General features: G+C 71.7%; 26 protein-coding genes. 12 read left to right on the forward strand and 14 right to left on the reverse strand.

The window, feature by feature from the left end:
• Positions 1 to 25: 25 nt before the first annotated feature.
• The gene (locus IRQ30_RS05590; RefSeq protein WP_193612001.1) at positions 26 to 1,216 is read left to right on the forward strand and encodes an MFS transporter; all 1,191 of its coding nucleotides are present in this window, start codon (positions 26 to 28) and stop codon (positions 1,214 to 1,216) included.
• Positions 1,217 to 1,355: 139 nt separating this feature from the next.
• A complete protein-coding gene (locus IRQ30_RS05595; RefSeq protein ID WP_193612002.1) occupies positions 1,356 to 2,240 on the forward strand; it encodes a DUF559 domain-containing protein in 885 nt (294 codons plus the stop codon).
• 100 nt (positions 2,241 to 2,340) lie between these two features.
• On the opposite strand, the gene IRQ30_RS05600 is transcribed toward IRQ30_RS05595, so the two are convergent.
• Positions 2,341 to 2,874 (reverse strand): MaoC/PaaZ C-terminal domain-containing protein, encoded by a 534-nt coding sequence (locus tag IRQ30_RS05600; RefSeq protein ID WP_193612003.1) that lies wholly within the window; start codon positions 2,872 to 2,874, stop codon positions 2,341 to 2,343.
• Positions 2,875 to 2,944: 70 nt separating this feature from the next.
• Positions 2,945 to 3,127 (reverse strand): DUF5302 domain-containing protein, encoded by a 183-nt coding sequence (locus tag IRQ30_RS05605; protein ID WP_193607331.1) that lies wholly within the window; start codon positions 3,125 to 3,127, stop codon positions 2,945 to 2,947.
• Positions 3,128 to 3,179: 52 nt separating this feature from the next.
• Between IRQ30_RS05605 and IRQ30_RS05610 the strand changes: the two genes are divergently transcribed.
• Complete coding sequence (locus tag IRQ30_RS05610) at positions 3,180 to 3,722, forward strand: DUF6174 domain-containing protein (RefSeq protein ID WP_193612004.1); 543 nt, start codon at positions 3,180 to 3,182, stop codon at positions 3,720 to 3,722.
• A gap of 25 nt (positions 3,723 to 3,747) precedes the next feature.
• Here IRQ30_RS05610 and IRQ30_RS05615 read toward each other — a convergent pair whose 3' ends face one another.
• The 4 genes from IRQ30_RS05615 to IRQ30_RS05630 form a co-directional block, all read right to left on the reverse strand.
• A complete protein-coding gene (locus IRQ30_RS05615) occupies positions 3,748 to 4,779 on the reverse strand; it encodes a DUF2332 domain-containing protein (protein WP_193612005.1) in 1,032 nt (343 codons plus the stop codon).
• Positions 4,780 to 4,868: 89 nt separating this feature from the next.
• Positions 4,869 to 6,176 (reverse strand): phospholipase D-like domain-containing protein, encoded by a 1,308-nt coding sequence (locus IRQ30_RS05620; protein WP_193612006.1) that lies wholly within the window; start codon positions 6,174 to 6,176, stop codon positions 4,869 to 4,871.
• Between the two features lie 129 nt (positions 6,177 to 6,305).
• Positions 6,306 to 7,403, reverse strand: a complete 1,098-nt coding sequence (locus tag IRQ30_RS05625) for a hypothetical protein (RefSeq protein ID WP_193612007.1) — start codon at positions 7,401 to 7,403, stop codon at positions 6,306 to 6,308.
• Positions 7,404 to 7,408: 5 nt separating this feature from the next.
• Positions 7,409 to 8,605 carry an acyl-CoA dehydrogenase family protein gene (locus tag IRQ30_RS05630; protein ID WP_193612008.1) on the reverse strand — a complete coding sequence of 399 codons (1,197 nt, stop codon included), beginning with the start codon at positions 8,603 to 8,605 and terminating at the stop codon, positions 7,409 to 7,411.
• Between the two features lie 172 nt (positions 8,606 to 8,777).
• On the opposite strand from IRQ30_RS05630, the gene IRQ30_RS05635 reads away from it, so the two are divergent.
• Entirely contained in the window at positions 8,778 to 9,986 is a 1,209-nt protein-coding gene (locus tag IRQ30_RS05635) for an endonuclease/exonuclease/phosphatase family protein (protein WP_193612009.1), read from the forward strand.
• A 36-nt stretch (positions 9,987 to 10,022) separates the two neighbouring features.
• On the opposite strand, the gene IRQ30_RS05640 is transcribed toward IRQ30_RS05635, so the two are convergent.
• Entirely contained in the window at positions 10,023 to 10,247 is a 225-nt protein-coding gene (locus IRQ30_RS05640) for a DUF6752 domain-containing protein (RefSeq protein WP_167736183.1), read from the reverse strand.
• Positions 10,235 to 11,806 carry a class I SAM-dependent methyltransferase gene (locus IRQ30_RS05645; protein ID WP_193612010.1) on the reverse strand — a complete coding sequence of 524 codons (1,572 nt, stop codon included), beginning with the start codon at positions 11,804 to 11,806 and terminating at the stop codon, positions 10,235 to 10,237. Before IRQ30_RS05645 ends, IRQ30_RS05640 begins: the two co-directional genes overlap by 13 nt.
• A gap of 85 nt (positions 11,807 to 11,891) precedes the next feature.
• Between IRQ30_RS05645 and IRQ30_RS05650 the strand changes: the two genes are divergently transcribed.
• From IRQ30_RS05650 to IRQ30_RS05675, 6 genes are all read left to right on the forward strand, one after another.
• A complete protein-coding gene (locus IRQ30_RS05650; protein ID WP_193612011.1) occupies positions 11,892 to 12,977 on the forward strand; it encodes a glycosyltransferase family 2 protein in 1,086 nt (361 codons plus the stop codon).
• 86 nt (positions 12,978 to 13,063) lie between these two features.
• On the forward strand, positions 13,064 to 14,995 hold the full coding sequence (locus IRQ30_RS05655; RefSeq protein ID WP_193612012.1) for an alkaline phosphatase family protein: 1,932 nt from the start codon (positions 13,064 to 13,066) through the stop codon (positions 14,993 to 14,995).
• A complete protein-coding gene (locus tag IRQ30_RS05660) occupies positions 14,992 to 16,263 on the forward strand; it encodes a magnesium transporter MgtE N-terminal domain-containing protein (protein WP_193612013.1) in 1,272 nt (423 codons plus the stop codon). Before IRQ30_RS05655 ends, IRQ30_RS05660 begins: the two co-directional genes overlap by 4 nt.
• Positions 16,256 to 16,783, forward strand: a complete 528-nt coding sequence (locus IRQ30_RS05665; protein ID WP_193607319.1) for a DUF1003 domain-containing protein — start codon at positions 16,256 to 16,258, stop codon at positions 16,781 to 16,783. Before IRQ30_RS05660 ends, IRQ30_RS05665 begins: the two co-directional genes overlap by 8 nt.
• 13 nt (positions 16,784 to 16,796) lie before the next feature.
• Positions 16,797 to 17,960: an Mrp/NBP35 family ATP-binding protein gene (locus IRQ30_RS05670; protein ID WP_193612014.1), complete on the forward strand. Its 1,164-nt coding sequence runs from the start codon at positions 16,797 to 16,799 to the stop codon at positions 17,958 to 17,960.
• A 3-nt stretch (positions 17,961 to 17,963) separates the two neighbouring features.
• A complete protein-coding gene (locus IRQ30_RS05675) occupies positions 17,964 to 18,299 on the forward strand; it encodes a sec-independent translocase (RefSeq protein ID WP_193607317.1) in 336 nt (111 codons plus the stop codon).
• Positions 18,300 to 18,318: 19 nt separating this feature from the next.
• Here IRQ30_RS05675 and IRQ30_RS05680 read toward each other — a convergent pair whose 3' ends face one another.
• Positions 18,319 to 18,852: a hypothetical protein gene (locus tag IRQ30_RS05680; protein WP_193612015.1), complete on the reverse strand. Its 534-nt coding sequence runs from the start codon at positions 18,850 to 18,852 to the stop codon at positions 18,319 to 18,321.
• A 91-nt stretch (positions 18,853 to 18,943) separates the two neighbouring features.
• Between IRQ30_RS05680 and IRQ30_RS05685 the strand changes: the two genes are divergently transcribed.
• Both IRQ30_RS05685 and IRQ30_RS05690 read left to right on the forward strand, forming a co-directional pair.
• Positions 18,944 to 19,588: a LysM peptidoglycan-binding domain-containing protein gene (locus IRQ30_RS05685; RefSeq protein WP_193612016.1), complete on the forward strand. Its 645-nt coding sequence runs from the start codon at positions 18,944 to 18,946 to the stop codon at positions 19,586 to 19,588.
• Positions 19,589 to 19,598: 10 nt separating this feature from the next.
• Positions 19,599 to 20,081 (forward strand): Rv3235 family protein, encoded by a 483-nt coding sequence (locus IRQ30_RS05690; RefSeq protein ID WP_193612017.1) that lies wholly within the window; start codon positions 19,599 to 19,601, stop codon positions 20,079 to 20,081.
• Between the two features lie 457 nt (positions 20,082 to 20,538).
• Here the strand turns inward: IRQ30_RS05690 and secA are convergent, their stop codons facing one another.
• The 5 genes from secA to IRQ30_RS05715 form a co-directional block, all read right to left on the reverse strand.
• On the reverse strand, positions 20,539 to 23,370 hold the full coding sequence (secA, locus tag IRQ30_RS05695) for a preprotein translocase subunit SecA (RefSeq protein ID WP_193612018.1): 2,832 nt from the start codon (positions 23,368 to 23,370) through the stop codon (positions 20,539 to 20,541).
• Between the two features lie 49 nt (positions 23,371 to 23,419).
• Complete coding sequence (locus IRQ30_RS05700; protein WP_338089582.1) at positions 23,420 to 24,631, reverse strand: winged helix-turn-helix domain-containing protein; 1,212 nt, start codon at positions 24,629 to 24,631, stop codon at positions 23,420 to 23,422.
• 159 nt (positions 24,632 to 24,790) lie between these two features.
• A complete protein-coding gene (locus IRQ30_RS24110) occupies positions 24,791 to 25,459 on the reverse strand; it encodes a response regulator (RefSeq protein WP_338089583.1) in 669 nt (222 codons plus the stop codon).
• A gap of 79 nt (positions 25,460 to 25,538) precedes the next feature.
• Positions 25,539 to 26,159: a ribosome hibernation-promoting factor, HPF/YfiA family gene (gene hpf / locus IRQ30_RS05710; RefSeq protein WP_193612019.1), complete on the reverse strand. Its 621-nt coding sequence runs from the start codon at positions 26,157 to 26,159 to the stop codon at positions 25,539 to 25,541.
• 319 nt (positions 26,160 to 26,478) lie between these two features.
• A partial coding sequence (locus IRQ30_RS05715) for a phosphoribosyltransferase family protein (RefSeq protein WP_264674576.1) occupies positions 26,479 to 26,870 on the reverse strand: 392 nt, incomplete at its 5' end.

Genomic DNA, 26,870 nt, shown 5'->3' on the forward strand with positions numbered 1-26,870 from the left:
GTCCTTGCCGTGCCACTATCACCGCGTGGACCTCCGCGCTTCCCGTCTGGCCGTCGCCGCCGCCTTCCTCAGCCAGGGGCTGGTGTTCATCAGCCTGACGACGCGGCTGCCCGACTACCAGGACGTCTGGGACCTCTCCGAGCTGCAGATCTCCCTGCTCCTGCTGATGATCGTGCTGCTGGCGGGCGTCGGGTCGGTCCTCGCCGAGCGGCTCGCCCGGGGCCGTGACTCCGCGTCGCTCCTGCGGCTCGGCCTGGGCCTCACGGTCGTCGCGGTGCCGATCCTGATGCTGGCGCCGGTCGTGGGCGCGTTCGTGGCCGGCCTGGCGGCGTACGGCGTGGCGCTGGGGATCGTCGACGCCACCACCAACATGCAGGCGGTGGCGGTCGAGCACGAGTACGGCCGCCCGATCCTGCCGTCGTTCCACGGCGCCTGGACGCTCGGCGGGATCCTCGGCGCCGCGCTGACGCTCGCCACGTCGCGGCTGCCGGTGGAGGTGGGCGCGGTGGCGGCCGTCGTTCCGCTGCTGGTGCTGTTCGGGCCGCTGCTCCCCCGCGTCGGCGACCCCCTGGCCGCTGCTGCCTCGGCGGCTGGCGCGGTGCCGTGGCGGCCGATCCTGCTGGTGGGGCTCGGGATGGTGCTCTTCTACATGGTCGACACCGCCGCGCAGACCTGGGGCTCGCTCTACCTCGACAACGTGATCGACACCCCCGAGGACCTGGTCGCGCTCGCGACCCTCCCCTACCTCGTGGCCAGCCTCGCGCTGCGCCTCGGCGGCGACCGCCTCGTGGTGTCGTACGGCGCCGTGTCGGTCATCCGCGTGGGCGCGGTCGTCTCGTCGCTGTCGCTGGCCGCCGTCGTCTTCGCCCCCAGCTGGCCGGTGGCGGTGCTCGGCTTCACCGTGCTCGGGGCCGGCGTCGCGGTCATCGCCCCGCTCTCCTACTCCGCCGCGGCGCGCATCGCCGGCGAGGGCCTCGACCCGCTCACGCGCCAGGCGCGCGTCGACGCCGTCATCGGGCGCTTCAACCAGTTCAACTACCTCGGCGCCCTCATGGGCGCCGTGCTCGTCGGCGCCGTCGGCCAGGACAACCTGCGCCTCGGCTTCGCCGTGCCCATGGTCCTGGTGCTGGCCCTGCTCCCGCTCGCTCGGGCGTTCGCGCCGGCGGCGGTCGGCGGCGGGGAGATTCGCCGGTCGACCGGCGAAACTGTCGCTTGACCGCCATTCCTTGATGGCAGTTGGGCCGGCAGCGAGAGGTGGTCGCGCTCAGCGAGTGTCGCTCGGCTGCGAACTGCCGACATCGCGGGCCTGTGGATGAGGTCTGCGGCATCGGGGTCGATGGGGGCACGCTGGACTCATGGACCCGGTCGACGCGCTGCACCGTCTGGGTGGCATCGCGGGCATCGGGGAATGGCGGGCCCTGACCGCGCGGGCCGCCGCCCGGGACGCCCTCGACGACGGCCGCGTCCTGCGGCTGAGAAGACACCAGGTGGCGCTGCCGGGATCCGACCTCGCTCGGCTGCGCGCCGCCGAGCTGGGCGGGACGGTCTCGCACCTCAGCGCGGCGCAGTCGTGGGGGTGGAAGCTGAAGACGGTGCCCGCCTTGCCGACGATCACGGTCCCGCGCGGAGCGCGCGGCGAGTCGACGGGCAGCGTCGAGCTTCGCTGGGGCCGGCTGCAGCCGGACGAGGTGGAGCACGGGGTCACCTCGCCCCTGCGCACCGTGGTCGACTGCAGCCGCGTCTACCCCTTCGACGTCGCGCTCTGCGTCGCCGACTCCGCGCTGCGCTCGCACCTGGTGCACCAGGACGACCTCCTGGCAGCGGCCCGGCGCTCTCCTCGCACGGGACGAGCCAGGGCCGTCCGCGTCGCCGAGGCCGCGTCGGGGCTGGCGGCCAATCCGTTCGAGAGCGTGCTGAGAGCCATCGCGATCGATGTCCGGGGTCTGCGCCCTCGGCCCCAGGGCTGGATCGGCCAAGCCGGGCGCGTTGACCTGGTCGATGACCGGCTGATGATCGCCATGGAGGCCGACTCCTGGGAGCACCACGGCGACCACGACGCGTTCAACCGCGACGTCCGCCGCTACGCGGAGTTCGCGTCACGCGGCTGGGTGGTCGTGCGCTTCCTGTGGGACGACGTCATGCGCAACCCCGAGCGCGTACGCCGCACGCTGACCGCGGTCGCCGCCGTACGCCGCCGCCAGCTGACCGCACCCATGTCGGCAGTTCAGCGCCAGGACTGACGCCCTCACGCTCAGCACCTACCCTGCAGCGCCCAACTGCCGACGAGAAACGGCGGTCAAGGTCCAGTTTCGCCGGTCGACCGGCGAAACTCCCCCGGCGTCAGGCCTCCGCGGGCCCGGGCCAGAACTTGTCGGGCTGGGGGACGGGGCGGCCGGGCTGCTCGCCGCCGCGCTCGGTGAGGTAGCTGTCCTTGGGCACCATCACCTTGCGGCGGAAGATGCACACGACCTTGCCGTCCTGGTTGTATCCGATGGTCTCGACGTGGACGACGCCCCGGTCGTCCTTCGACCTCGACTCCCACTTGTCGAGCACGGTGGTCTCGCCGTAGAGGGTGTCGCCGTGGAAGGTCGGCGCGACGTGGCGCAGCGACTCGATCTCGAGGTTGGCGATCGCCTTGCCCGAGATGTCGGGCACGGACATGCCGAGCAGGATCGAGTAGACGTAGTTGCCGACGACGACGTTCCTGCCGAACTGCGTGGTCGACTCCGCGTAGTTGCTGTCCAGGTGCAGCGGGTGGTGGTTCATCGTGAGCAGGCAGAACATGTGGTCGTCGAACTCGGTGACCGTCTTGCCCGGCCAGTGCTTGTAGGTCGCACCGACCTCGAACTCCTCGTAGCTGCGTCCGAACTGCACGTGTCACTCCTCGGGCTCGACGATGTCGGGCCCGATTCTGGCAGGCCGCCCGCTCAGGCGAGTACGGCGGTCAGGAGCCGCCGCCGCCGGCCTTGCGCCGGTGCATCTTCGGGGCGCCGCCCACGACCTCGGAGCCGTGCGCCTTCTCCGGCGTCGGGCCGTCCTGGTGGACCCCCTTCTCCTTGTCATTCTTCCGCTGCAGGGCCTCGCGCATCTTGGCCTTGATGTCGTCGTTGCTGCTCGCGTCCGTCATGGCTCCACCTTGGCACGCAGGTCCCAGGCCGTCGACCGGATAACGTCGCCGGATGCAACCGCGACGGGGCCTCGCGCGTCGGATCCCCATGCTGCGCACCCTCGTCCCGGTCCTCGCCGCCTCGCTCGTCCTCGTCGGCTGCGGCGCCGAGAACGAGCCCGACACCGCCCCCGACACCGCCTCCGACACCGCCTCGAGCCCGACGTCCGCGACTCCCAGCACGCCCGCCGCTGCGCCCACGGTCGGCACCTACCCCGAGTTCGAGCCCGAGGACTACACGTTCACGCTCGTGGTCTCGTGCTTCTGCGCCGACGCCGGCGTCCCGATGCGCGTCACCGTGGTCGACGACGAGGTCACCGAGGCGGTCTACACGCGGGGCGGGCGCGGCGTGACCGACGGCGGGCCCGTGCCTCGCGCCCGCTGGACGACCCTCGACGACGTCATCGCGGCCGCCAACGACACCGGCGCCGAGAAGGTCGAGGTCGACTGGCCCGCGGGCCAGGACCACCCGAGCTCGGTCAGCGTCGACACCAGCACCCGCATCGCCGACGAGGAGGTCGGCTACGCCGTCTCCGACGTCGTCGTGGGCGGGTAGCGCACCTGGGAGGGCGGGCTCCCGGCTACTCGACGTCCGTGGGCACGCCGTGGCCGACCGAGGTGCCGACGACGCGGCGCTCACCGCCCGGCCAGGTCTCCAGCACCACCAGGAACTCGTGGTCGCTCTCCGGCGTCCGCCGCGTCGGCTCGAGGAACAGGTGGGCGAACGGCGCCGAGTGCGTCGCCCGCTCCCCCAGCGCCTCGATGTCCGCGCGGACCCGGTCCTGCTCCGCGCGCTCGAGGTACTGCCACATCACGCTGTGCCACAGCACCGTCGTGGCACCCTCGGCCGGCTCCAGGCCGGCCACGAAGTCGCCCGCACCCTCACGCCGTACGACGGGCGGGTGCCGGTCGGCGATCGCGAAGGCGCCGCGCAGCCGCTCGTGCCGGTGGGTCTGGTCGGGCCAGACGTAGGCCGTGAGCACCAGGCGCCCCTCGGTCGTGCCCACGTCGACCGGCATCACGTCGCTGCCCAGGCGCTCGACGACCCGAGGCACCTCGCGCAGCGGCGGCTCCCCGGTCCACGCCGGGTCGAGCACGACGGGTGACTCCGCAGGACCCACGGACCCGGCCGGCGTGACGTAGCGGAACCGGTCGGCCAGCAGGTTGAGGCCGCCCGACGAGCCGATCTCGAAGAGCCGCACCGGGTGCGGCCACGGCAGCGCGAGCAGGCCCGCCATCAGCGCGGTGGCGCGGCCGACCTCGTTGGTCTGCGGCGGCCGGTCCAGCCACTCGCGCACGGCGTCCGGCTCGTCCTCCAGCAGCTGCCGCAGGGCGAGCCACCCGGCCTCGGGCGCCCAGGTGCCGCCCACGCTGGGGTAGTACGCCGCCAGCGCGCCGGCCCGGCGCTCCAGGACGAGCCGGTGCACGCTGCCCAGCAGCCGCAGCGCCAGCCCGGAGGGCCCGGGGTCGTCCTCGTGGCCCGCGAGCACAACGGCCGTGGGGCCGCCGGCGGCGACGTCGTCCGCGAGCCGCTCGCACAGCTCGGCGTACATCGGCGAGCCGAGGCTCGCGCAGGCAGGCGCCTGGCGACGCAGCGCGCTCTCGAGGTCCATCCCGGGGAGACTGCCACCACCGGCAGGCGTCCGGCTCACCGGGTCCGGCGCGGTCGGCTCACGCCGGTCGCGGCCTCACGCGCCCCGCGTCACTCGTCGCGCCACTCCTCGCTGTCGATGCCGAGGTCGTCAGCGTAGACGGGCGGGACGAGCCAACGACCGGAGGTGGAGCGCAGGCCACCCGAGCCGCCCCACGAGAAGCCGTGGGTCTCGTCACGCCACTTCATGCCCCAGTTGTCGGCGTAGCGGCGGTAGAGGCTGTTGCTGAAGACGCGGAGGATCAGCTCGTCGCCGTACTGGCCGCCGTTCTGGTAGTTGCTCGACCCGGTGACGACGACCTTCTTGCCACGGTCGCCGCCGTAGTTGCCGTTGATGAGAAGGATCTTCTCGTGGCTGTAGAGGTCGACCTCGCTGTCGTAGTCGGTGTCGAAGCCGGTGCTGCGGGTCGGCATCAGGCCGCGCTTGGTCCGGCTGGCGAACACGTTGCGGACCTTCGCGCCGGCGTAGCCGACCATGATCTTGACGTCGCAGCCCTTCGCGTACAGGTCACGGAACTTGTTGGCGATCATCTTGCCGCGATCGGCGTCCCAGGCGTGCATGTTGACCCGGACGATGGTGCGGCCGCTGTCGGTCTTGGCGCCCGTGCACTTGATCGGGGCCAGCAGGCGCGAGATGGGGTCACGGTTGACCGTGTACTTCGTGCGCTTGGTCGCCGCGCCCTTGCGCGGGAACGGCAGCACGTAGAGGTGGTAGCGGCCGAACTCCTTGCTGATGTAGGCCGGCCGGGCCAGCCGGTCGCGCTTCATCTCCTTGAACACGCCGTGGAGCGTGTCGTAGAGCTTCGGCGAGGAGTTGACCGTCAGCAGGTCGTTCCACTGGTTCTCGGCGCCGTTGAGCTTCATGTTGAGCGAGCCGAGCATGACGACGTTCTTGGCCGCGCCCGTGCGCGAGAAGAGCACGAACTTGCTGTGGTTGACGTCGCCCTGCCCGCGGCAGCTCGCCTTGCACTGGTAGAACCAGCTCTTGCGGTGCCGCTTCTTGCCGAGGTACTTGCGCAGCTTCGACTGGGCGCCGGGCGTCTCGTGGCCGTTGACGATGACCTGGACGTGCACCTTGCGCTTGCGCTTGGCGGCGATCAGCGCGTCGGCGACGGGCATCCGGTCGAAGGAGAACATCGACATCTTGATGGTCGAGCGCGGCTTGGCGTGGCGGATGGCCTCGATGATCTGCTGCTCGAGGCGGAACTGCCGCTCACCACCCACGCGGGGGGTGTTGAACTTGACGCCCGGCGTCGGGTACCACTTCTTGGCCTTGGCCGCGGGCGCGGGCGCACCGGCCGCCTCGACGGGTGCCGCGCCAGGGGCGAGCACCGCTCCGGAGAGGGCGACGGCGGTCACGAGCAGCAGCGCGAGCCGGGCGCGGAGAGCCGTCCTGCCGCGAGGAAGGGACCGAGAGCGTGGGGGGAAGTTCACCTGAGACACAGGCGAAACTTACCTGAGGACCTGCAAGATTTTACGATTACCGGCTCAGTCGCCGCGTCGGCGGCGCAGCACGCGGGCCGCCCTGCGCACCGTCGTCGGCACGGCCGGCCCGCTCTCCTCGCGCAGCCGGTCACGCTGCAGCGTGAGCTCACGCACGTCCTCCAGCAGACCGCCGACGACCTGCGTCGCGGCCTCGAGCAGCTCCGCGTCGGTCACCGAGCCGAGGTCGCGCCCCGGCGCGAGGGCCTCGGGCACGAGCAGCGTCTCGACGTCGCCCACGACCGCGAAGCCGCGCTCGGCGATCAGGTCCACGGCACGCCGGCTGCGCAACCGGCAGTCGGCCAGCAGGTCGTCGTCGAGGGCGAGGCGCTCGCCCGCCTGGTCAGCGAGGTGGCCCTCGGCGAGGTGACCCCGGATCCAGCGACCACGGTCGAGCGCGGACGAGAAGGAGCCGAGGTGGGCGTTGACCCGGCGCAGCAGCTCGACCTGGACCGCGCCCAGCGACGGATTGGCGGCCTCCTCCGGCACCGGGTAGTCCCCGGTGAGGCCGAGCACCCCGGCGAGGTTGCGCCAGTGCCGGTCGGGCGGCTCGGTCCGCGGCGGGACCGGCAGCACGTGCAGCCGCTCGGGGGGCACGACGTCGCCCCAGCGCTCCAGGACGCCGGCGAGGTCCCAGGTGCGCCACCCGAACTCCGAGCGCGTGTCGGCGGCGGCCGCGGCGTGCAGGTCGGTCCGGCTGCCGTTCTTGACCATCTCCTGCCAGCCCGCCGCGAGCATCCCGGCGGAGTGCCGGGCGGTCACGACCACGTGCACCTCGGCGGGGGCGAGCCGCTGGACGGCCCGGCGGGCCTGGGCCGGCCCGGCACCGCAGAAGAACTCGTGCGTCACCACGCCGGTCCCGCCGGGGGTGGCGTCCAGCTCGGCGCAGAGCCGCTCCCACGAGCCGGGCGCGCGCGGGTCGCGGCGCTCGAGGTGCTTGCGCTCCTGCACGTCCAGGGCGGCCCACAGGTGCTCGCGGTGACCCCGCCCGGGCAGCACGACCCCCTCGTCGCGCAGGCGCTCCTTGTTCTCCCACAGGATCCCCTGCAGGTACGTCGTGCCCGTCTTGGGCAGACCGATGTGCAGGAAGACGCGGGCGACCATGCCGATCAGCCCTTGAGGGCGTAGTCCTTGAGGAGGCTGCGGCCGATGATCATCTTCTGGATGTCGGAGGTCCCCTCGCCGATGAGCATGAACGCCGCCTCGCGGTAGAGACGCTCGATCTCGTACTCCTTGGAGTAGCCGTAGCCGCCGTGGATGCGGAAGGAGTCCTGGACGACCTCGTTGCAGTACTCCGCGGCGAGCATCTTGGCCATGCCGGCCTCGACGTCGTTGCGCTCGCCCTTGTCCTTGAGGCGGGCCGCCTTGACCATCATCGCGTGCGACGCCTCGACCTTCGTCGCCATCTCGGCGAGCCGGAAGAGGATCGCCTGGTGGTCGGCGATCTGCTTGCCGAACGTCTCGCGGGTCTGGGCGTAGGCGATGGCCAGCTCGAAGGCCCGGTTGGCGATGCCGCAGGCGCGGGCGGCGACGTTGACGCGGCCCACCTCCACGCCGTCCATCATCTGGTAGAAGCCCTTGCCGGGCCCCCCACCCAGGACCTGCTCGGCGGAGATCCGGTGGCCCTCGAAGATCGCCTCGGTGGTGTCGACGCCCTTGTAGCCCATCTTGTCGATCTTGCCGGGGATGGTCAGCCCGGGCGCGGTCTCGCCGAAGCCGGGCTCCTTCTCCACCAGGAACGTCGTCATGTTCCGGTAGACGCTGTCGCTCCCCTCGTCGGTCTTGACGAGGACCGCGATCAGGTTCGAGGAGCCGCCGTTGGTCAGCCACATCTTCTGGCCGTCGATCGTGTAGCCGTCGTCGGTCCTCGCGGCCTTGGTCTTGATGGCCGCGACGTCCGAGCCCAGGCCCGGCTCCGACATCGAGAACGACCCGCGCACCTCGCCGGTGGCCATCCTGGGCAGGTACTTCTGCTTCTGCTCCTCGGTGCCGTGCCTCATCAGCATGTAGGCCACGATGAAGTGGGTGTTGATGACGCCGGAGACGCTCATCCAGCCGCGGGCGATCTCCTCGACGCAGAGCGCGTAGGTCAGCAGCGACTCCCCGAGGCCGTCGTACTCCTCGGGGATCATCAGGCCGAAGATGCCCAGCTCCTTGAGACCGTCGACGATCTCCTGGGGGTAGGTGTCCGCGTGCTCCAGCTCGGTCGCGACCGGAAGGATCTTCTCGTCGACGAAGGTCCGGACCGCCTTCAGGATCTCGACCTGGTCCTCGGTCAGTCCCTCGGTCTGGCACAAACGACCCATGAAAGCGCTCCTCGTCTCTTGCGGCTGCGACGCCGGAGACGATACCGGCCGGTAGCGGCCCCAGGACGAGACCTTTCCCACGCTCGACCGCAGGGCCGTCGGGGTGCCCGGCCCCCGCCGTCGGCTACCATCGCCTCTCTGCCAGCGGCACTTCGGAGGAGCGGATCGCGTGATGGAGCGTCTGCGCGCCGGCGGCTCCTCCGGTCGCTCGCCCAAGGGCAGGCGTGCCCTGCGCCGGGCCCGGTCCCGGCTGCTGCGGCTCCTCGCGACGCTCGCCGCCGTGAGCGCGATCTCGGCCGCGCTCGTCGTGATGTTCGTGCCGTCCGCGCTCGACGCGGTCACCTCCGCGCAGGAGACCGAGCCCCGGACGCCGTCACCGTCACCGTCACCGGAGACCACGCCGTCCACGACGCCCGAGCCGTCTCCGACCGCGACCCCCACCGCGCCGATCGTGCCGCTGCCGACGGCGGCGCCCCCGATCGTGCAGTACCCGACCGTGGCCCGCCTCGACCAGGCGATGGCGAGGCGCGGGATGGCACGGGTGCCCCAGACCTCGTGGCAGGGCGCCCAGTTCAGCGTGGCGTCGTTCAACGTGCTCGGCGCCAGCCACACCCGCGGCCCCGGCCGGCGCAAGGGCTACGCCAGCGCCGAGGCCCGACTGCCGGCGCAGCTGGACATGCTCGCCGCCAAGGACATCAGCGTGGCCGGGCTCCAGGAGTTCCAGTACCCCCAGGTCAACCAGCTGCGCAACCGCACCGGCGACACCTGGGGCATCTGGCCGGGCACCCAGCTGGGCAACTGGCTGGCGGACAACTCGATCATCTGGCGCACCGACACCTGGACCCTGGTCGAGACGCACACCGTGGACGTCCCCTACTTCCGCGGGAAGATGACCGCGATGCCCTACGTGCTGCTCGAGCACGATGCCTCCGGGCGCCGCGTGTGGTTCGCCAACTTCCACAACCCTGCGAACGTCGCGGGCGACGCCCGCGGGCATCGCGCACGCGCCGTGCAGATCGAGGCCGCCCTGGCGCAGGAGCTCAGCGCCGACGGCACCCCGGTCGTCGTCACCGGCGACATGAACGACCGCGCGGAGTTCGCCTGCCCGTTCGCGAACGCTAGCGGGATGTACTCCCCCAACGGCGCGGAGGCGCGCGAGTCGGGGTGCGCCCTGCCCGCGAAGATGGACGTCGACTGGATCTTCGGCACCCGCGACCTGGAGTTCTCCGCCTACCAGTCCGACGCGAGCGCGCGCGACCGCAAGCTCAGCGACCACCCCCTGATCACCGCGAGCGCCTCCTTGCCCGGCGTGGAGGAGCGTCGCGACTGCAAGGCGAAGATCTCCCGTCGCGGCGTCGCCTGGTACTGCCCCACCGGCTGAGCCAGACCGGCCCGACCGGCTCGACCGGCCCTGCGGTCAGCGGGGAAGCGGGTCGCCGACGTCGGCGCGGTAGCGGTCGAGGAGCTCGCGCACGGCCGCCTCGTCGCGGTCGGCCAGCGGGACCAGCAGCTCGGTGACGACGTCGCACAGCTCGGCGAGGCGCACGTTGAGCTGCCGGCACTCCTGGACCTCGTCCTCGAGCGCCCGGATGCGGGCGAGCATCGTGGACCGTCCGCTGAGGATCTTCTTCATCGACTCCATGAGACCACCATCCTGCACAACGTCGGGTCCCCGCCGGCGGCCGCCCCGGGGATGTCCAGCTCGGCCTCGGTGAGCTCGACGAGCTGCTCGACCCGCCCGCCGCGGGCACGCACCGCCTCGGCCACCCGCGCGTGCGGCACGGGGTGCAGCCCCAGGCCGGCCGAGCGCGGCGTCCTCGCGGTGTGGAACTGCAGGTAGCACCGTCCCGAGTCGCGCGTGACCATGCGGGCGAGCCTCAGGAGCTGCTCCAGGCCGGTGCGGTCGACGGCGTCGACCACGTGGTGGGCGAGCACGACCCGGGGGCCGGGCTCGCGGACCAGCCACGCCCCGACGCCCAGGACCGAGCGCATCTCGTGGAGGTTGAACCACTCGAACCGCGCCGGCAGGTCCCGGCGCTCGGCACGCCGTCGCGCCCGGCGCAGGTCGGGGGCGAAGAAGTCCAGGCCGATCGAGCCGACCCCCGCCCGGCTGAGCCACAGGGCGTCCTGGCCCTCGCCGCAGCCGAGGTCCACGAACGTCGCCGCGTCGGTCTCCTGCCGCCGCACCCAGCGCACGAAGGGGCTGGGCCCGCGTTGCGCGCGCTCCGGCTGGGAGGCCCGGCGGCGCTCCCACCGCTCGTCGAAGCCGACCCGGGTGCCGCGGAACCAGCCGGAGAGCCGGCGCTGGGTGCTGCGGGGCGTCGTGAACTGGTACGCCGGGTCGGGCGTCTGCCAGGTCGGGCCGTACATCGCCTCGAGCAGGTGGCTCGGCTCGGCCGGCGCGGGCAGCTCACGGCCCGCGAGCACGACCGTGCTGCGGGGGTAGAGCCACTCCTCGCGGAAGGGGTGACCCACCTCGCCCATGAGGTAGAGCATGTCGTCGCGCATGAACCCGCCGAACACGTCGAGGCCGCGCGGCGAGCCGTCGGCCTCGCGCGCCACGACCTTGAGGCCCAGTCCGCTGTAGCGGTTGACGGGGAAGCCCATCTCCCGCAGGCGGCGCTGCAGCGCGAAGGACTCGCGGATGACGTCGACCGGGTGGTGGAAGCGGCTGACGTAGCCCAGGTCGGCGTCGGAGTCGTGGCCGATGAAGTCCTGGTCGCGCACCGCGCCGAGCAAGGTGCCGTAGGCGACGAACGGCTCGACGCCGGCCTCTTCCAGGGCACCGAGCACGACGTCGATGGTGTCCAGCAGCGGCAGCATCTGGTCGGCGTCGCGATCGCCGAACAGCCGGGTCAGGCGCAGGCTCTTGTCCAGGGCCAGGGCGTTGCCGTGGCGGTCCTCGACGATCACCGGGCCCTCGCCGCCCCCGAGGCGAGCGGTGGTCGTCTGCCAGACGGTCCCGTCGACCGGGTCGGCGATCGACACCTCGACGGAGCCGTCCAGGAAGCGGCGCAGGGCCGGGGGCCACGGGTAGTGGCGCCGATCGCCCTCGGCCACGGTGTCGCGCTCGAGCCAGAAGGAGAAGATGCGCTGGTCGTCGAACAGGACGTTGGCCGAGACGTCCGCCTCCACGGCCAGCAGCAGGCCGCGGTCGTCGACGGCGAGGTCGGTGACGGGCGCCGTCGTCCGGGGTGGCATGAGCACATGCTAGTCATCGGCGGACCCCGCCGGTCCCCGGCGTCGGACCTGCACCGGCACCCTCGCGCGGTGCTAAGGTCCCGGCGTGATCGTCACCGTGACCACGCTCAAGGACCGGCTGGCGAACGTCGAGCGGTTCGTCCGGGGCAACCTCGCCGGCGGGGTCGACCACATGATCGTCTTCCTCGACGCACCCGACGACGAGGTCGAGCCGTGGCTCGCGAGCCGGCCCGAGGTGACCACCGTCGTCACCGACAAGACCTGGTGGCGCGACCAGCGCCCGCAGCTGCTCAACAAGCGTCAGCGCGTCAACGCCAACCTCGCGCGCGCCGTCCTCACCCAGGTGGACTGGGCGGAGTGGCTCTTCCACATCGACGCCGACGAGATCGCGCAGATCGACCGTGCCGAGCTGGCCGGCGTCCCCCGCCGTCGCCACGCGGTCGGGCTCACCCCGCTCGAGGTCGTCAGCGAGATGCACCCCGCGGGCGAGCCCCGGCTGTTCAAGCCGCTGCTGGAGGACGGCGACCTCGCTCTCCTCCAGTCGCTGGGCGTGCTCGCGGAGGCGACGAACTCCCTGTACTTCCGCAGCCACATCGCCGGCAAGGTGGGTGTGCGGCCCCGCGACGACGTCTGGCTCGGCATCCACAAGGCCACCGACCGCGAGGACAAGCGGTTGCCGCTCGTCCGCACGCCGGGACTGCGGATGCTGCACCTGGAGTCCTACTCCGGCGAGGAGTTCGTCCGGAAGTGGACGGCGATGGTCGGCTCGGGGCCGAGCATGCACTTCGGCACCCACCGGATGCAGCTGGCCACGGCCCTCAAGGCGGTGGTCCACAAGGACCTGCCGCCCGAGCAGCGCGCCCGGGTCTTCGAGATGATCTACGAGCGGCACATGGCCGACCCGGTCGACCTCCTGCGCGACCTGCGGCTGCTGGAGGAGATCGACCCGCTCCAGGGCACCCACTCCCCCGAGCTCCTCCCCGAGGACGAGCGCGAGCGCCTGGTCGGGCGCTTCGAGGCGCTGCGCGACCAGGACAAGTGGCAGTTCCTGCCCGACAGCATGCTCAAGGCGAAGTCCGGTCGCGGCACCGGCGAGGCCGAGCCCGCGAGCGGCTCGGGCGCGGACGAGGCGCCACGTCGCCTCCGGGACCGGCTCCGCTCGCGCCTCTGAGGGTGCGGAGCCCAGTCACACAGATCACACCAATCCCAGCAACATCACCTACCATGAGTCCCGTCGCCTTCCCCGGGAGTCCTGTCATGCGCACATCCAGCCGTCTCGTCGAGCCCTCGGCACCCCGTCCCGGCAGCAGGCGTCCGCGCCGCTCCACGCTCGTGGCGCTGGTCGCCGCGGCCCTCGCCAGCGCGGTCGCTGCGACCCTGGTGCTGACCATCCCGGGAGACGACGACCCCGACCCCGAGCCGCCGACCGCCTCCCAGGCCTCCGCCGAGCGGCGGGCCGGCGTGACGACGTTCCAGGTCGCCAGCCTCAACGTGCTCGGCCACAGCCACACCCGCCCGGGCGGCAACCGCCCCGGCTGGGAGAGCAGCCCCAAGCGCATGGCCTACGCCACCCAGCTCCTGGAGTCCTCGGGCATCGACATCGTGGGCTTCCAGGAGTTCGAGCCGCAGCAGTACACCGCGTTCGTGAAGCTGATGAGCCCGCGCTGGTCCATCGCGCCGGGCCTCGACGCCCCCGGGACCGCGCAGTCGAAGGCGATCGCCTGGCGCAGCTCCGACTGGACGCTGGTCCAGCAGACGACGTTCATGTCGCCCTACTTCGGCGGGCAGATGCAGGCACGTCCCCTCGTCCAGCTGCGCCACAACGTCACCGGCCAGCTGGTGTGGGTGATGAACACCCACAACCCCGCCAACACCCGCGGCAACGCGCAGAAGTACCGCGACCAGGCCGAGCGGATCCAGGCGAACCTCGTCAACACGCTGCGCCGGCAGTCCCCCGACGTGCCGGTCATCTTCGTCGGCGACATGAACGACCGCGAGAAGTTCTACTGCCCCATGACCTACCTCAGCGACCTCGAGTCCGCCAGCGGCGGCTACCACGAGGACGTGCCGGGCGGCGCGTGCCGGCCCACCAAGCCCGTCGAGGTCGACTGGGTCATGGGCACTCCCCCGATCGCCTGGTCGGGCTACTCCACGCTGAAGAAGGGCCTCATCCAGAAGACGACCGACCACCCGCTGGTCTGGGCCACCGCCACCATCCCCGCCGACGCCGCCGCGCGCGCCGGGGTCAAGCGGGTCGTCGTCATCGACGTGCAAGGCCTCCGCTCGCCCGTGGTCAACAAGGCACAGGCCCCCACGCTCGCGTGGATGCGCGAGAACGGCGCCTCCACGCTCCAGGCGCGCACGGTCGAGGAGCGCACGACCTCGCTGCCCAACGCCGTCAGCATGGTCACCGGCCGCCCCGTCGGCCGCAAGTACGGCGGCCACGGCATCTCGCAGGCCTCCGTCCCCCGCAGCACGACGGTCCAGCGCGCCGCGCGAGGCTACGTCGCCAGCATGTTCGACGCGGCGCACGACATCGGCCTGACGACCGCGCTGTACTCCGGCGACGCCAAGGCCGGTCTGATCACGCGCTCGTGGAACAACACGAACGGCGCCGTCGACCGCATCGGCAAGAACAACGGCCGCCGCAAGATCGGCCCGACGGTCGTCTCCGACAACGACGCCACCGCCTACCGCGCGGCTCGCGACCGGCTGCGCAAGGCGGCGCCCGCGCTGACGCTGGTCCAGCTCGACGAGCCGGCCGACGCCGCGGCCGCCCACGGGCCCCGCAGCAAGCAGTACCGCGCGGCCCTCAAGCGCGCCGACATCCGGGTCCGCCGGATCATCAAGACCATCCGCTCCACCGAGCGCACGGCCGGCTCCACGATGGTCGTGGTGACGGCCAGCTCGACCGGTCCGTCGCCGGCGCCCGCCTACAAGGTGCCGTTCCTGGTCTGGGGTCCCGGCGTGGTCCGCTCCGACCTCTACCGGCTCAACCCGCAGTACTCCGCCGGCGTGCCCCTGCGCACGCGGTACTCCGGGACACAGCCGATCCGCTCGAGCGCGGTCGCCAACCTGGTCACCACGCTGCTGAGCCTGCCCCCCGTGAGCGGGAGCCGGGTCAACAGCAAGCAGGACCTCGAGGTCTTCGGCCCCGCCATCACCGGATCGTCGCGCCCCCAGCCGTGAGCAACGCCCCCGCCCGCGTCTACGCGGCCCGGCTGGTCGGGCTGCCGATCTTCGACCCCCAGGGGGACCAGGTCGGCAAGGTCCGCGACCTCGTCGTGGCCGTGCGGTCGCAGGAGAGCCAGCCCCGGGTCCTGGGCATGGTGGCCGAGGTCTTCGGACGGCGCCGGATCTTCGTCCCGATGACGCGCGTCACCAACATCGACAGCGGACAGGTCTACACGACCGGCCTGCTCAACATGCGTCGCTTCGAGCAGCGCTCGACCGAGACCCTGGTGATCGGCCAGCTCCTCGACCGCAGCGTGGTCATCACCGGCAGCAACATCGCCGGCACCGTCTACGACGTGGCGATGGAGCAGGCGCGCAACCGCGACTGGGTCCTGAGCCGGGTGGCCGTGCAAGAGCCCGCCAAGGGCCTGCGCCGGCGCGGTCAGACCCACGTCGTGGAGTGGCGCGACGTCCAGGGGCTCGTCGGCCGCGAGGAGTCGCAGGGCGCGACGCACCTGATCGCGGCGCTCAACGAGATGCGTCCCGCCGACGCCGCCAGCATGATCCACGACCTGCCGGTGGAGCGCCGCGCGGCCGTGGTGGCCGCCCTGGACGACGAGCGCCTCGCCGACGTGCTGGAGGAGCTGCCCGAGGAGGACCAGGTGCAGATCCTCGAGGAGCTCGACACCGAGCGCGCCGCCGACGTGCTCGAGGAGATGTCGCCCGACGACGCCGCCGACCTGATCGCCGACCTGCCGCCGGAGACCGCCGAGATCCTGCTGGCGCTGATGGAGCCGGACGAGGCCGAGGACGTGCGGCGCCTCATGTCCTACGTCGAGAACACCGCCGGCGCGATGATGACGCCCGAGCCGGTGATCCTCCCCCCAGACGCGACCATCGCCGACGCGCTCGCCCACGTGCGCAACCCCGACCTCACGCCCGCGCTGGCCGCGCTGGTCTACGTCTGCCGGCAGCCGCTGGAGACCCCGACCGGCAGGTTCCTGGGCATCGCCCACATCCAGCGCCTCCTGCGCGAGCCCCCCTCCACCCTGGTGGCCGGGGCGCTCGACGACTCGATGGAGAGCCTGCGCCCCGAGGCGACGATCGACCAGGTCGCGGCCCACCTGGCGACGTACAACCTCGTCGCGGCGCCCGTCGTCGACGAGAACGGCCACCTGCTCGGCGCCGTCACCGTCGACGACCTGCTCGACCACATGCTCCCCGCCAACTGGCGCGACCGGATGCCCCGCGACGGGGGTCCGCTGGGGGTGAGCCGTGGCTGAGCCGCGCACCCCCCGACTGGACACTCCCCGCAGCACCCGTCGCCAGCTGGTGCGGCGACCGGCGTTCAACAACGACGCGTTCGGCGTCTTCGCCGAGCAGTTCGCCCGCTTCATGGGCACCGCGACGTTCCTGCTCTACATGACCGGGTTCGTGATCCTGTGGGTCGGCTGGAACGCGCTGGCCCCCGCGGACGCCCGCTGGGACGCCTACCCGTTCATCTTCCTGACGCTGATGCTCAGCCTGCAGGCGTCGTACGCCGCCCCGCTGATCCTGCTGGCCCAGAACCGCCAGGAGACCCGCGACAAGGTCATCGCCGAGCAGGACCGGCAGGCCAACGCGCGCGGTCACGCCGACATGGAGTTCCTCTCGCGTGAGGTGGCCTCGCTGCGCATGGCGGTGGGCGAGGTCGCGACCCGCGACTTCCTGCGCTCGGAGCTGCGCTCGCTGCTGGCCGAGCTCGAGGAGCGTGGGCAGTCTCACGAGAGCGCCGACGACGGGCGCGAACCACCTCCCAACTAGAGTGGAGGGCATCATGACGTCTCCCACCCTCGAGCAGGTCAACGCCGCACTGGCGACCGTCAACGACCCCGAGATCAAGCGCCCCATCACCGAGATCGGCATGGTCGACACGGTCGTCGTGGACGACGACGGCCTCGTGCACGTGAAGGTGCTCCTCACGGTCGCGGGCTGCCCGCTCAAGGACACGATCACCCGCGACGTCACCGGTGCCGTGGGCGGCGTGGCGGGCGTGACCGGGGTCGACCTCGAGCTGGGCGTCATGAGCGCCGAGCAGCGCTCGGGCCTCAAGGAGGTCCTCAGCGGCGGCAAGGCCGCCCGCGAGATCCCCTTCGCCCAGCCCGGCTCCCTCACCAAGGTCTACGCGATCGCCAGCGGCAAGGGCGGCGTCGGCAAGTCCTCGGTGACCGTCAACCTCGCGCTCTCCCTGGCCAAGCAGGGCCTCAAGGTCGGGGTGGTCGACGCCGACATCTACGGCCACTCGGTCCCCGCGATGCTCGGCGTGGCCGACCACCGGCCCACCCAGGTCGACGACCTGATCATGCCCGTGCCCACGCCCAGCGGCGTCTCGGTGATCTCGATCGGGATGCTGAAGCCGCGCCGCGACCAGGTCGTCGCCTGGCGCGGCCCGATGCTCGACCGCGCGCTCGTGCAGATGCTGGCCGACGTCTTCTGGGGCGACCTCGACGTGCTCCTGCTCGACCTCCCGCCCGGCACCGGCGACGTCGCGATCTCGCTGGGCCAGCACCTGCCCGGGGCCGAGGTCGTCGTCGTCACCACCCCGCAGGAGGCCGCCGCCGAGGTCGCCGAGCGCGCCGGGACGATGGCCTCGATGATGCACCAGCGCGTCGTCGGCGTCGTCGAGAACATGAGCTACCTCCCCTGCCCCCACTGCACCCCCGAGGGCAAGGACCACCGCCTGGAGATCTTCGGCTCCGGCGGCGGCGACCGGGTCGCGGAGACCCTGTCGGCCCGCTTCGGCTACGAGGTGCCGGTGCTCGGCCGGATCCCGCTGGACGTGTCGCTGCGCGAGGGAGGCGACGCCGGCAAGCCGATCGTCGACTCCGACCCCACGGCGCCCGGCGCCCTGGAGCTGACGGCGATCGCCGACCGCCTCTCGGGTCGCGGCCGCGGCCTGGCGGGGATGCAGCTGGGACTCACGCCGACCAGCAAGTTCTGACCGGTGTTCGACGTCGGGCTGCTCGAGCTGGCCGTGATCGCGCTCGTGGCGATCTTCGTCTTCGGACCCGACAAGCTTCCCGAGCTCGCCAAGCAGGCCGGCGGCATGATTCGCAAGGCCCGCGACTTCGCGAACTCGGCCCGCGACGAGCTGCGTGACGAGCTCGGCCCCGACTACGCCGACCTCGAGCTGCGCGACCTCGATCCCCGCACGATCGTGCGCAAGCACATCATCGAGGCCATGGAGGACGCCGAGTCGGAGCAGGCCGCCGGCCTCACCCGCGGCCAGCGCCCGCTCGACGACGGCGAGCTACCGCCGTACGACTCCGACGCGACGTAGGCCTCCCCCGCCCGTCCCGCTAGTCGCGGCTCTGCACCGCCGCGAGGCCCTCGAAGGCGACCAGGACCGTGCGTCCTGAGGGCCCGACCACCTCGACGAAGTCGCCGCCGACCCGGCTGAGCGCTCCCTCGTGGCGCCGCCCCTCGACCGTGTGCAGCACGCAGCGCTCGCCGGACTCCGCCAGGCGCCGCAGCGGCGAGGCGAGGCCGAGCCGCGACACCGGCGACCACGCGACCTCCGGGACGGCGCGCTCGGAGGCTCCGGTGACCGCCGTCACCGCGGGCAGCGGCACGAGCCAGTCCTGACCGGCGCCGCCCAGGAGGCACCAGCCGGACGCGACGCGACGCAGCGACCCGGTCAGCGTCCCGAGGCCCCGCACGTCCAGCGCGACGTCCCGGTCCAGCGAGGCCATCAGCCGCGCGGCCAGGGTCACCTGCTGGTACTCCGCCCGGCTGCGGTCGGCGAGCTCGGGAGCGCGCTCGGCGTCGTAGAGCGCCGCCGCCTGCTGCTCGAGGTCGTCGAGCACCTCGAAGAGCTCGTCCTCCCAGGGCATGCGCCGAGCCTACGGCGGTGGAGAGCCGCTTGACGATGGCGACGAGTAGACGTCTACTGAAGCAAACGTAGGCAAACGCAAGGATTCGACCATGAACGGTCTCGGGACCGGACGTCGCCTCCGCAGCACCGTGGTCGAGGCGGCCACCACGCTGGGCCTCGCGCTGCTGCTGCGCTGGTGCGCCCCGGACCTGTCCCCCGCCCGCACAGGCGACTTCGAGGCGCTGCTCGTCTCCGGCTGCGCCGCGGCGCTGGCGCTCTGCGGCTGCTGGTGGTGGCTCGTCACCAGCGTGGTCGTCGTCCAGGTGTGGCGCTCGCCCGTGCCGGGACCGACCCCCGGTGTCCCTCGGGCCGCTCGGGGTGCGCTGCTGGCACTGTGCGGGGTGGCGCTGGTCGGCGCGACCGCCGCGCCGTCGGTGGCGAGCCCGGACGCGGCCCACCAGGATCCCGACCGACCCGGCCGATCGACCCTGCAGGGGCTCCCGCTGCCGGACCGGCCCCTGGGCGGCCCGCAGCCCCACCGTACGTCGGCGCCCCGGCCCGGCATCGTCACCGTCGCCCCGGGTGACTCCCTCTGGGCGATCGCGGCCGCGCAGCTGGGCCCCGACGCGCGCGACGCCGCCACGGCGGCCTACTGCGGGCGGCTGTACGAGCTCAACCGCACCACCGTCGGCCCCGACCCGGACCTGCTCCGGCCCGGCCAGCGCCTCGTCCTGCCCGACCGACCCACCCCGTGAGGAGAACCCCATGTCCCGCCACATCACCGAGGTCGTGCCCCTCCGGGTGCCGGTGCCTCTCGCGTCCACCCAGGGCACCCTGGCGCTGGACCTCCTCCCCCGCCGCGAGCCCCCCGTGGCACCGGTAGTCCCGATCGCCGCGGGCCGCCGCCGTGGCGCCGAGGAGTGGGCCCGCCGCTTCGGCCAGGCGATCGTGGAGATCGTCGGCGGCGACCGCCCCTCCACCCAGGTTCTGCGCTGGACCACGCGCGACGTCTTCGCCGACCTCGACCGCCGGGCGGTCCTCGTGGCTCGCGCGGGCGGCCACACCCCCGGCCACGCCCGCGTGCAGCCCACCCGGCCTCGCGTCGTCAGCGTGCACACGTGCTTCCTGCACGACGCGGCGTTCGAGGCCAGCATCCACGTCCGCTACGGCGAGCGCTCGCGCGCCGTCGCCGCTCGCTTCGAGGCGCGCGGGCCCAGGTGGGTGTGCACGGCGTTGGACTGGAGCTAGGGCTGCGCTGGTCTCGGTCGCGGGCTGCGGCGCCGCTGTGGGTTGCGGTCCTGGCAGCTACCGGGAGAGTGGGATGCCTGGTGGGCGGCCGCGTCCGGCGTGCGGTGGTCAGCAATGTCGGCAGTTCGGGCTCACCAGGGTGTCTGGCACGCTCACCGCCGTCGCTGCCGACGCGAACTGCCGACGTGGAGTGTCGGTCTTCGCACCTCCAGTCACACCAGCCCCACCCCAGTCCGGCCCAGAGGAGACAGTCAGAGGTGCAGGGGTCTCGACGGGCGCTCGTCGCTGGCGCTCCTCGCTGCTCGACCACCGGTACGTGGTTTCGAGGCTCGCTGCGCTCGCACCTCAACCACCGTGGGGTCGGCGCTTGGGTCACCGGGTCTCGACGGGCGCTCGACCAACGGCCGAGGGCGGCGACCTGGTGTGGTCGCCGCCCTGGGTGTCGTCTCCTGGTGGCTCAGCCGGAGGCGCGGGCCGTGAGGCCGGTGGGGCCGCCGGGGGCGCCGTGGCACTGCTTGAACTTCTTGCCCGAGCCGCAGGGGCACTTGGCGTTGCGGCCGACGCCGGCGTACTCGTCGTCGGCGCTGGCGGCCGTGACGCCCGTGACCTCGGCCTCGCCGTCCTCGCTCGGGGCGGAGTAGGCGAGATTGGCCGGGGCCGACGGGCGGTCGAGGCCCTTGGCCCGGATGGCCGGCGCGTGCTGCTGCACCGTGCCCTCGGGCTGGAGCAGGGGCTCGTAGACCTCGTCGTCGCCGTGGTCGTGATCGTGGTCGTGACCCTCGTGGTCGTCCTCCTCGACCTGGACCTCCAGGTTGAAGAGGAAGCCGACGGCCTCCTCCTTGATCCCGTCCATCATGGCCGCGAACATGTCGAAGCCCTCACGCTGGTACTCCACGAGCGGGTCGCGCTGGGAGTAGGCGCGCAGGTAGATGCCCTCGCGGAGGTAGTCCATCTCGTAGAGGTGCTCGCGCCACTTGCGGTCCAGGACGGACAGGAGCACGCGCCGCTCCAGCTCACGCATGACCTCCTCGCCCATCTCCGCCTCGCGGGCGTCGTAGGCCGCGTGGGCGTCCTTCTTGAGCACGTCGATCATCTCGTCGCGGTCGAGGTTGGCGCGGCCGCCGGCCTCCTCCTCGAGCTGGTCGAAGTCGACGCCGATCGGCCAGATCTGGCCGAGGTCGGTGCGCAGCTGCTCGAGGTCCCACTCCTCGCCGAACTCGGCGAGCGAGCCGGTGACGTAGCCGGTGACGACGTCGTCGATGAAGGTGCGGATCTGCTCCTCCAGGTCGGCGCCCTCGAGCACCTCGCGACGCTCGGCGTAGATGACCTGGCGCTGGCGGTCCATGACGTCGTCGTACTTGAGGACGTTCTTGCGGGACTCGAAGTTCTGCGACTCGACCTGGCCCTGCGCGTTGGCGATGGCGCCGGTGACGCGCTTGTTCTCGATCGGGACGTCGTCGGGGATCTTCAGCATCTGCAGGACGCGGTCGACCCACTCGGACTTGAAGAGCCGCATCAGCTCGTCCTCGAGCGAGAGGTAGAAGCGGGACTCGCCCGGGTCTCCCTGACGGCCGGAGCGACCACGCAGCTGGTTGTCGATGCGGCGCGACTCGTGGCGCTCGGTGCCGACGACGTAGAGGCCGCCGAGGTCGCGGACCTCGTCGTGCTCGAGGCCGACCTGCTCCTTGATGCGCTCGAGGGTGGCGGGCCACGCGGCCTCGTACTCGTCGGCGGTCTCGCCGGCCGGGGTCAGCCCCTGCTCGCGCAGCGCCTGGTCGGCCAGGAACTCCACCGAGCCACCCAGCATGATGTCGGTGCCTCGACCGGCCATGTTGGTGGCCACCGTGACGGCGCCCTTGTGGCCGGCCATCGCGACGATCTTCGCCTCGTCGGCGTGGACCTTGGCGTTGAGGACGGTGTGCGGGATGCCGCGCTTCTTCAGCAGGTCGGAGAGGTACTCGGACTTCTCGACCGAGACCGTGCCGACCAGGATCGGCTGGCCCTCCTCGTGGCGCTCCGCGATGTCGTCGGCGACCGCGTCGTACTTGGCCTCCTCGGTGCGGTAGACGAGGTCCGCCTGGTCGATGCGACTCATCGGCTTGTTCGTCGGGATGGGGACGACGCCGAGCTTGTAGATCTTGTCGAACTCGGAGGCCTCGGTCATGGCCGTACCGGTCATGCCGGAGAGCTTCTCGTAGAGCCGGAAGTAGTTCTGCAGCGTCACGGTCGCGAGCGTCTGGTACTCCTCGCGGACGGTCACGCCCTCCTTGGCCTCGATCGCCTGGTGCAGCCCGTCGTTGTAGCGGCGGCCCGACAGCATGCGGCCGGTGTGCTCGTCGACGATGAGCACCTCGCCCTGCATGACGACGTACTCCTTGTCGTTGCGGAACAGCTCCTTGGCCTTGATCGAGTTGTGCAGGAAGGAGATGAGCGGGGTGTTGGCCGACTCGTAGAGGTTCTCGATGCCGAGGTGGTCCTCGACCTTGGTGATGCCGGGCTCGAGGACCGAGATCGTGCGCTTCTTCTCGTCGACCTCGTAGTCGGTGTCACGCACCAGCGTCTTGGCGATCTTGGCGAACTCGCCGTACCACTTGACCTCGTCCTGGGTGGGCCCGCTGATGATCAGCGGGGTCCGCGCCTCGTCGATGAGGATGGAGTCGACCTCGTCGACGACGGCGAAGCTGTGGCCGCGCTGCACGCACTCCTCGATCGAGCCCGCCATGTTGTCGCGCAGGTAGTCGAAGCCCAGCTCGTTGTTGGTGCCGTAGGTGATGTCGCAGTTGTAGGCCTCGCGGCGCTCGGCCGGACGCATCTCCGGCAGGATCACGCCGGTGGTCAGGCCCAGGAAGTGGTGGATGCGTCCCATCCACTCCGCGTGGTACTTGGCGAGGTAGTCGTTGACCGTGACGACGTGCACGCCCTTGCCCGAGATGGCGTTGAGGTACGACGGCAGCGTCGCGACCAGGGTCTTGCCCTCACCGGTCTTCATCTCGGCGATGTTGCCGAGGTGGAGCGCGGCCCCGCCCATGATCTGGACGTCGTAGTGGCGCTGGCCGATGACCCGGTTGGCCGCCTCGCGCACGGTGGCGAAGGCCTCCGGCATCAGGTCGTCGAGGGTCTCGCCCTTCTCGTAGCGGGCCTTGAACTCCTCGGTCATGCCGCGCAGCTCGTCGTCGCTCATCGCGACGAAGTCGTCCTCGATCGCGTTGACGGCCTTGGAGATGTTCTGCAGCTGCCGGAGGATCTTTCCTTCGCCGATGCGGAGAAGCTTGTCGATGATGACGGGCACGACGGGATGACTCCTTGGGTTGGCAGCATGCGGGCCGTGGGAGCGGCCCTCACACTCTACCCAGCACCCCGAACCGCAGTCGTGCCGCCAGGTCCCCTCGCGGCTCCACGGCCACGGAGCCCAGGCCCAGCCACCCCGCGAGCACCTCGAGCTCGGCCGACAGCTCCTCGGCGGTCTCCGGCGGCGCGCCCGGCTCGGCGTAGGCGGCCTTGACCACCAGCGTGCCGGTGCGACGGTCCGCCTTGAGGTCGACCCGCGCCACGATGCGCTCGCCGAGGAGGAACGGGAGCACGTAGTAGCCGTGCACCCGCTTGTGCGCCGGGGTGTAGATCTCGATGCGGTAGTGGAAGTCGAAGAGCCGCTCGGTCCGCTCGCGCTCCCACACGACGGGGTCGAAGGGGCTGAGCAGGGCGCGGGCGCCCACCCGTCGCGGGACCCGGGCGTCGCGGTGGAGGTAGCCGGGCCGCTTCCACCCCTCGATCGTGACGGGCAGCAGCTCGCCGGACTCGACCAGCGTCGCCACCGCGGGCCGGACCTGGTCGACGTGCATGCGGTAGTAGTCCTGCAGGCAGCGCACGGTGGCCACCCCGTGCGAGCGCGCCGCCCGGCGCACCAGCTCGAGGTGGGCCTCGGCGGGCGTCGGGGTGGCGCGGGAGAGCACGTCTGGCGGGATCACGCGCTCGGTGAGGTCGTAGCGCACCTCGAACTGGCTCGTCCGGCCCGCGACGGCCACGTCGCCGACGAGGTAGAGGTGGTCGAGCACCTTGCGGGTCTCCGACCAGTTCCAGCCCCAGTGCTCCCTGCTCCGGGGCAGGCCGTCGTCGAGGTCACGGGCCGTGGAGGCGCCCCGCTCGCGCAGCCGGGCGAGCACCGAGGCCTCCAGCCCCGGGTCGGAGCCGACGAACGCCCACTTGCCGCGTCTGGCGCGGTAGTGGTCCATGCGGAACCGGAGGTGGGGCCAGAGCTCCACCGGCACGAACGCCTGGACGTGCGCCCAGTACTCCACCACGCGGCGCGGCCGCTTCTCCGCCGCCCGGCGCAGGAGGTCGACGTCGTAGGGGCCCATCCGCGAGTAGAGCGGCATGTAGTGGGCGCGCTGCAGCACGTTGACCGAGTCGACCTGCAGCACCCCGGTGCGCTCGAGGGTGCGCTGGAAGGTGCGCATCGTCGGCGGCTCGTGGCGCGGGTCGAGGAATCCCTGCGCGGCCAGCGCGATGCGGCGCGCCTGCGACTGCGACAGCGAGGTGGGGCGGGCCTTCACGTCCCGAACTCAACCACGTGCCGCCGACGGGGGCCCCGACGGCGCGACCCCGCCGTCGGCGTTCGTCTCACCGGGTCTCGACGCGCTCGCGCGACCTCGCAAGCTCGGTCGCGTCGCTTGCTCGACCTTCGCTGCTCTCTTAGTCCGAGCGAGCTCGGACTAAGGCAGCTCCAACAGCTTCTCGCGGACGGCGTACATGACGGCCTCCATGCGGGAGTGCAGCTGCAGCTTCTCGAGGATGTTGCGGATGTGGTTCTTGACGGTGTTCTCGGAGATGTAGAGGAACTTCGCGATGTCGCGGTTGTTGAGGCCCTTGGCGACCTGGCTGAGCACCTCGAGCTCGCGCTCGGTGAGCCGCAGGCCGGGCACGTTGTCCCGGGCCGGACGCGTCATCTGCTTGAACTCGTCGATCAGCTTGACCGCCATCGAGGGGCTGATGAGGGACTGGCCGTCGGCGACCACCCGCACGGCCTGGGCGACCTCGTCGATGGAGGAGTCCTTGAGGAGGTAGCCCGAGGCGCCGCTCTTGACCGCCTCGTAGAGATCGGCCTCCTCGTCGGAGACCGTCAGCATGATGATCTTGGCCGACGGGACGGTCTCCTTGATGGCCACGCAGGCCTCGATGCCGGACCGCTTGGGCATCCGGATGTCGAGCAGGACCACGTCCGGTGCGGCCGTCTCGGCCAGCGCCGTGCCCTCGATCCCGTCGCCGGCCTCGCCCACGACCTCGATGCCGTCCTCGACGCCGAGCAGCATCGTCAGGCCGCGCCGGAAGAGCTCCTGGTCGTCGACCACGAGCACACGGATGGGTTCGTCCCTCTCAGCCACCCGCGCATCATGACACGTTCGGGGGGCCTAGGTGGTCCGTCCGTAGCCAGGACGGACCACCTGGCATGACCCGAACGGGTCACTCGGCGGCGACGTCCAGCGAGATCACGCCGTAGTCGTAGCCGCGGCGGCGGTAGACGACCGCCGGTCGGTCGCTGTCCTTGTCGACGTAGAGGTAGAAGTCGTGCCCGACCAGCTCCATCTCGTAGAGGGCCTGGTCCAGGGTCATCGGCGAGGCGGGGTGCGTCTTCTCGCGGACCACGAGCGGTCCGTCACCGGTCACGGTGATGGGGCCGACCTGACGCTCCGTGACGGCGTCGTCGGCGGGCTCCTCGTCCTCGATGACCTCGAGGCCGGCGAGGGCCTGGCCGACGGAGACGGGAGCGTGGCGGCCGCGGTGCACCCGGCGCCGGTCGGCGGCGCGGCGCATCTGCGCGGCCATCTTGTCGAGGGCGAGGTCCAGGGCTCCCATCTTGTCGTCGGCGGCGGCCTCGGCCCGGATGACCGGGCCCTTCGAGAACGCCGTGAGCTCGACGTGGACGGCGCGGTCGTGCTGACGCGGATTGGGCTCGCAGTCGACCTCGACGTGCACCCGGATGATCCGGTGGTCGTGCTTCTCGAGCTTGCTCAGCTTCTCCTCGGCGTGGGCGCGGAATCCCTCCGACAGCTCACAGTTGCGACCGGTGAAGACAGCTTCCATGGTGAACCTCCCGTTGAAACAGTTGGTTGTCGACTCGCGTGCATGAAGTCCGCCCGGCCGACCTGGTCTTCGACCCCACAACCGCCTGCTGAGGCTCTCGCAGCTTGGATGCCACTACTGACCTTCTCCCACCGGCACGCGCATCTGACGCGTGGGGCGAGGCAGGACTTACCTCTAAGCCGCACCGTGATCGGCGGCCCCGAGCGGGCTCGGTGCGCGCCTTACGTGGACCGTTTCGCCTGCGACTGGCATCGGCTAGCCGTCCCGGCACTGCCAGAACGGCGCAACCACGGACCCGGACGGACTCCATGACAAGACGTTAGTCCGTGCCGGGGTGCGGCGAAAGGCAGGGGTCTGAAGTTTCGCTGTGCATCGCCCGGTCGGGCGCGCCCCGCCGTCGGGTCGCGGCCACCGTGGCGACGGCGACCACGACCAGACCGACCGACTCGAGCGCGCGCTGGGCCTCGCGGGCGGTCGAGCCCGTCGTGAGCACGTCGTCGCAGACCACGAAGCGGGCTCGCGGCACCCGGCGAGCCAGGGCCCGCAGCGCGTGGGGGCGACATGCCATGGAGCCCGCCAGGTTGGCCGCGCGCGCCGCCGCGCCCAGGCCCGACTGGTCCAGGACGCCGGGGCGCGAGCGCAGCAGCCGGTACGCCGCCACGTCGGCGCCCCGCGCGCGCAGCCGTGCCGCCGCGAGGCCGGTGACGGTCG

Source organism: Nocardioides lijunqiniae (assembly GCF_015024225.1).
Taxonomy (GTDB): Bacteria; Actinomycetota; Actinomycetes; order Propionibacteriales; family Nocardioidaceae; genus Nocardioides; species Nocardioides lijunqiniae.

Bases quoted from the DNA above. Each gene is read 5' to 3' on its own strand.
- IRQ30_RS05595 (WP_193612002.1), top strand. From the start codon at position 1,356: ATGGACCCGGTCGACGCGCTGCACCGTCTGGGTGGCATCGCGGGCATC.
- IRQ30_RS05605 (WP_193607331.1), bottom strand. From the start codon at position 3,127: ATGACGGACGCGAGCAGCAACGACGACATCAAGGCCAAGATGCGCGAG.
- IRQ30_RS05610 (WP_193612004.1), top strand. From the start codon at position 3,180: ATGCAACCGCGACGGGGCCTCGCGCGTCGGATCCCCATGCTGCGCACC.
- IRQ30_RS05615 (WP_193612005.1), bottom strand. From the start codon at position 4,779: ATGGACCTCGAGAGCGCGCTGCGTCGCCAGGCGCCTGCCTGCGCGAGC.
- IRQ30_RS05625 (WP_193612007.1), bottom strand. From the start codon at position 7,403: ATGGTCGCCCGCGTCTTCCTGCACATCGGTCTGCCCAAGACGGGCACG.
- IRQ30_RS05630 (WP_193612008.1), bottom strand. From the start codon at position 8,605: ATGGGTCGTTTGTGCCAGACCGAGGGACTGACCGAGGACCAGGTCGAG.
- IRQ30_RS05635 (WP_193612009.1), top strand. From the start codon at position 8,778: ATGGAGCGTCTGCGCGCCGGCGGCTCCTCCGGTCGCTCGCCCAAGGGC.
- IRQ30_RS05640 (WP_167736183.1), bottom strand. From the start codon at position 10,247: ATGGAGTCGATGAAGAAGATCCTCAGCGGACGGTCCACGATGCTCGCC.
- IRQ30_RS05645 (WP_193612010.1), bottom strand. From the start codon at position 11,806: ATGCCACCCCGGACGACGGCGCCCGTCACCGACCTCGCCGTCGACGAC.
- IRQ30_RS05655 (WP_193612012.1), top strand. From the start codon at position 13,064: ATGCGCACATCCAGCCGTCTCGTCGAGCCCTCGGCACCCCGTCCCGGC.
- IRQ30_RS05670 (WP_193612014.1), top strand. From the start codon at position 16,797: ATGACGTCTCCCACCCTCGAGCAGGTCAACGCCGCACTGGCGACCGTC.
- IRQ30_RS05680 (WP_193612015.1), bottom strand. From the start codon at position 18,852: ATGCCCTGGGAGGACGAGCTCTTCGAGGTGCTCGACGACCTCGAGCAG.
- IRQ30_RS05685 (WP_193612016.1), top strand. From the start codon at position 18,944: ATGAACGGTCTCGGGACCGGACGTCGCCTCCGCAGCACCGTGGTCGAG.
- IRQ30_RS05690 (WP_193612017.1), top strand. From the start codon at position 19,599: ATGTCCCGCCACATCACCGAGGTCGTGCCCCTCCGGGTGCCGGTGCCT.
- hpf (WP_193612019.1), bottom strand. From the start codon at position 26,159: ATGGAAGCTGTCTTCACCGGTCGCAACTGTGAGCTGTCGGAGGGATTC.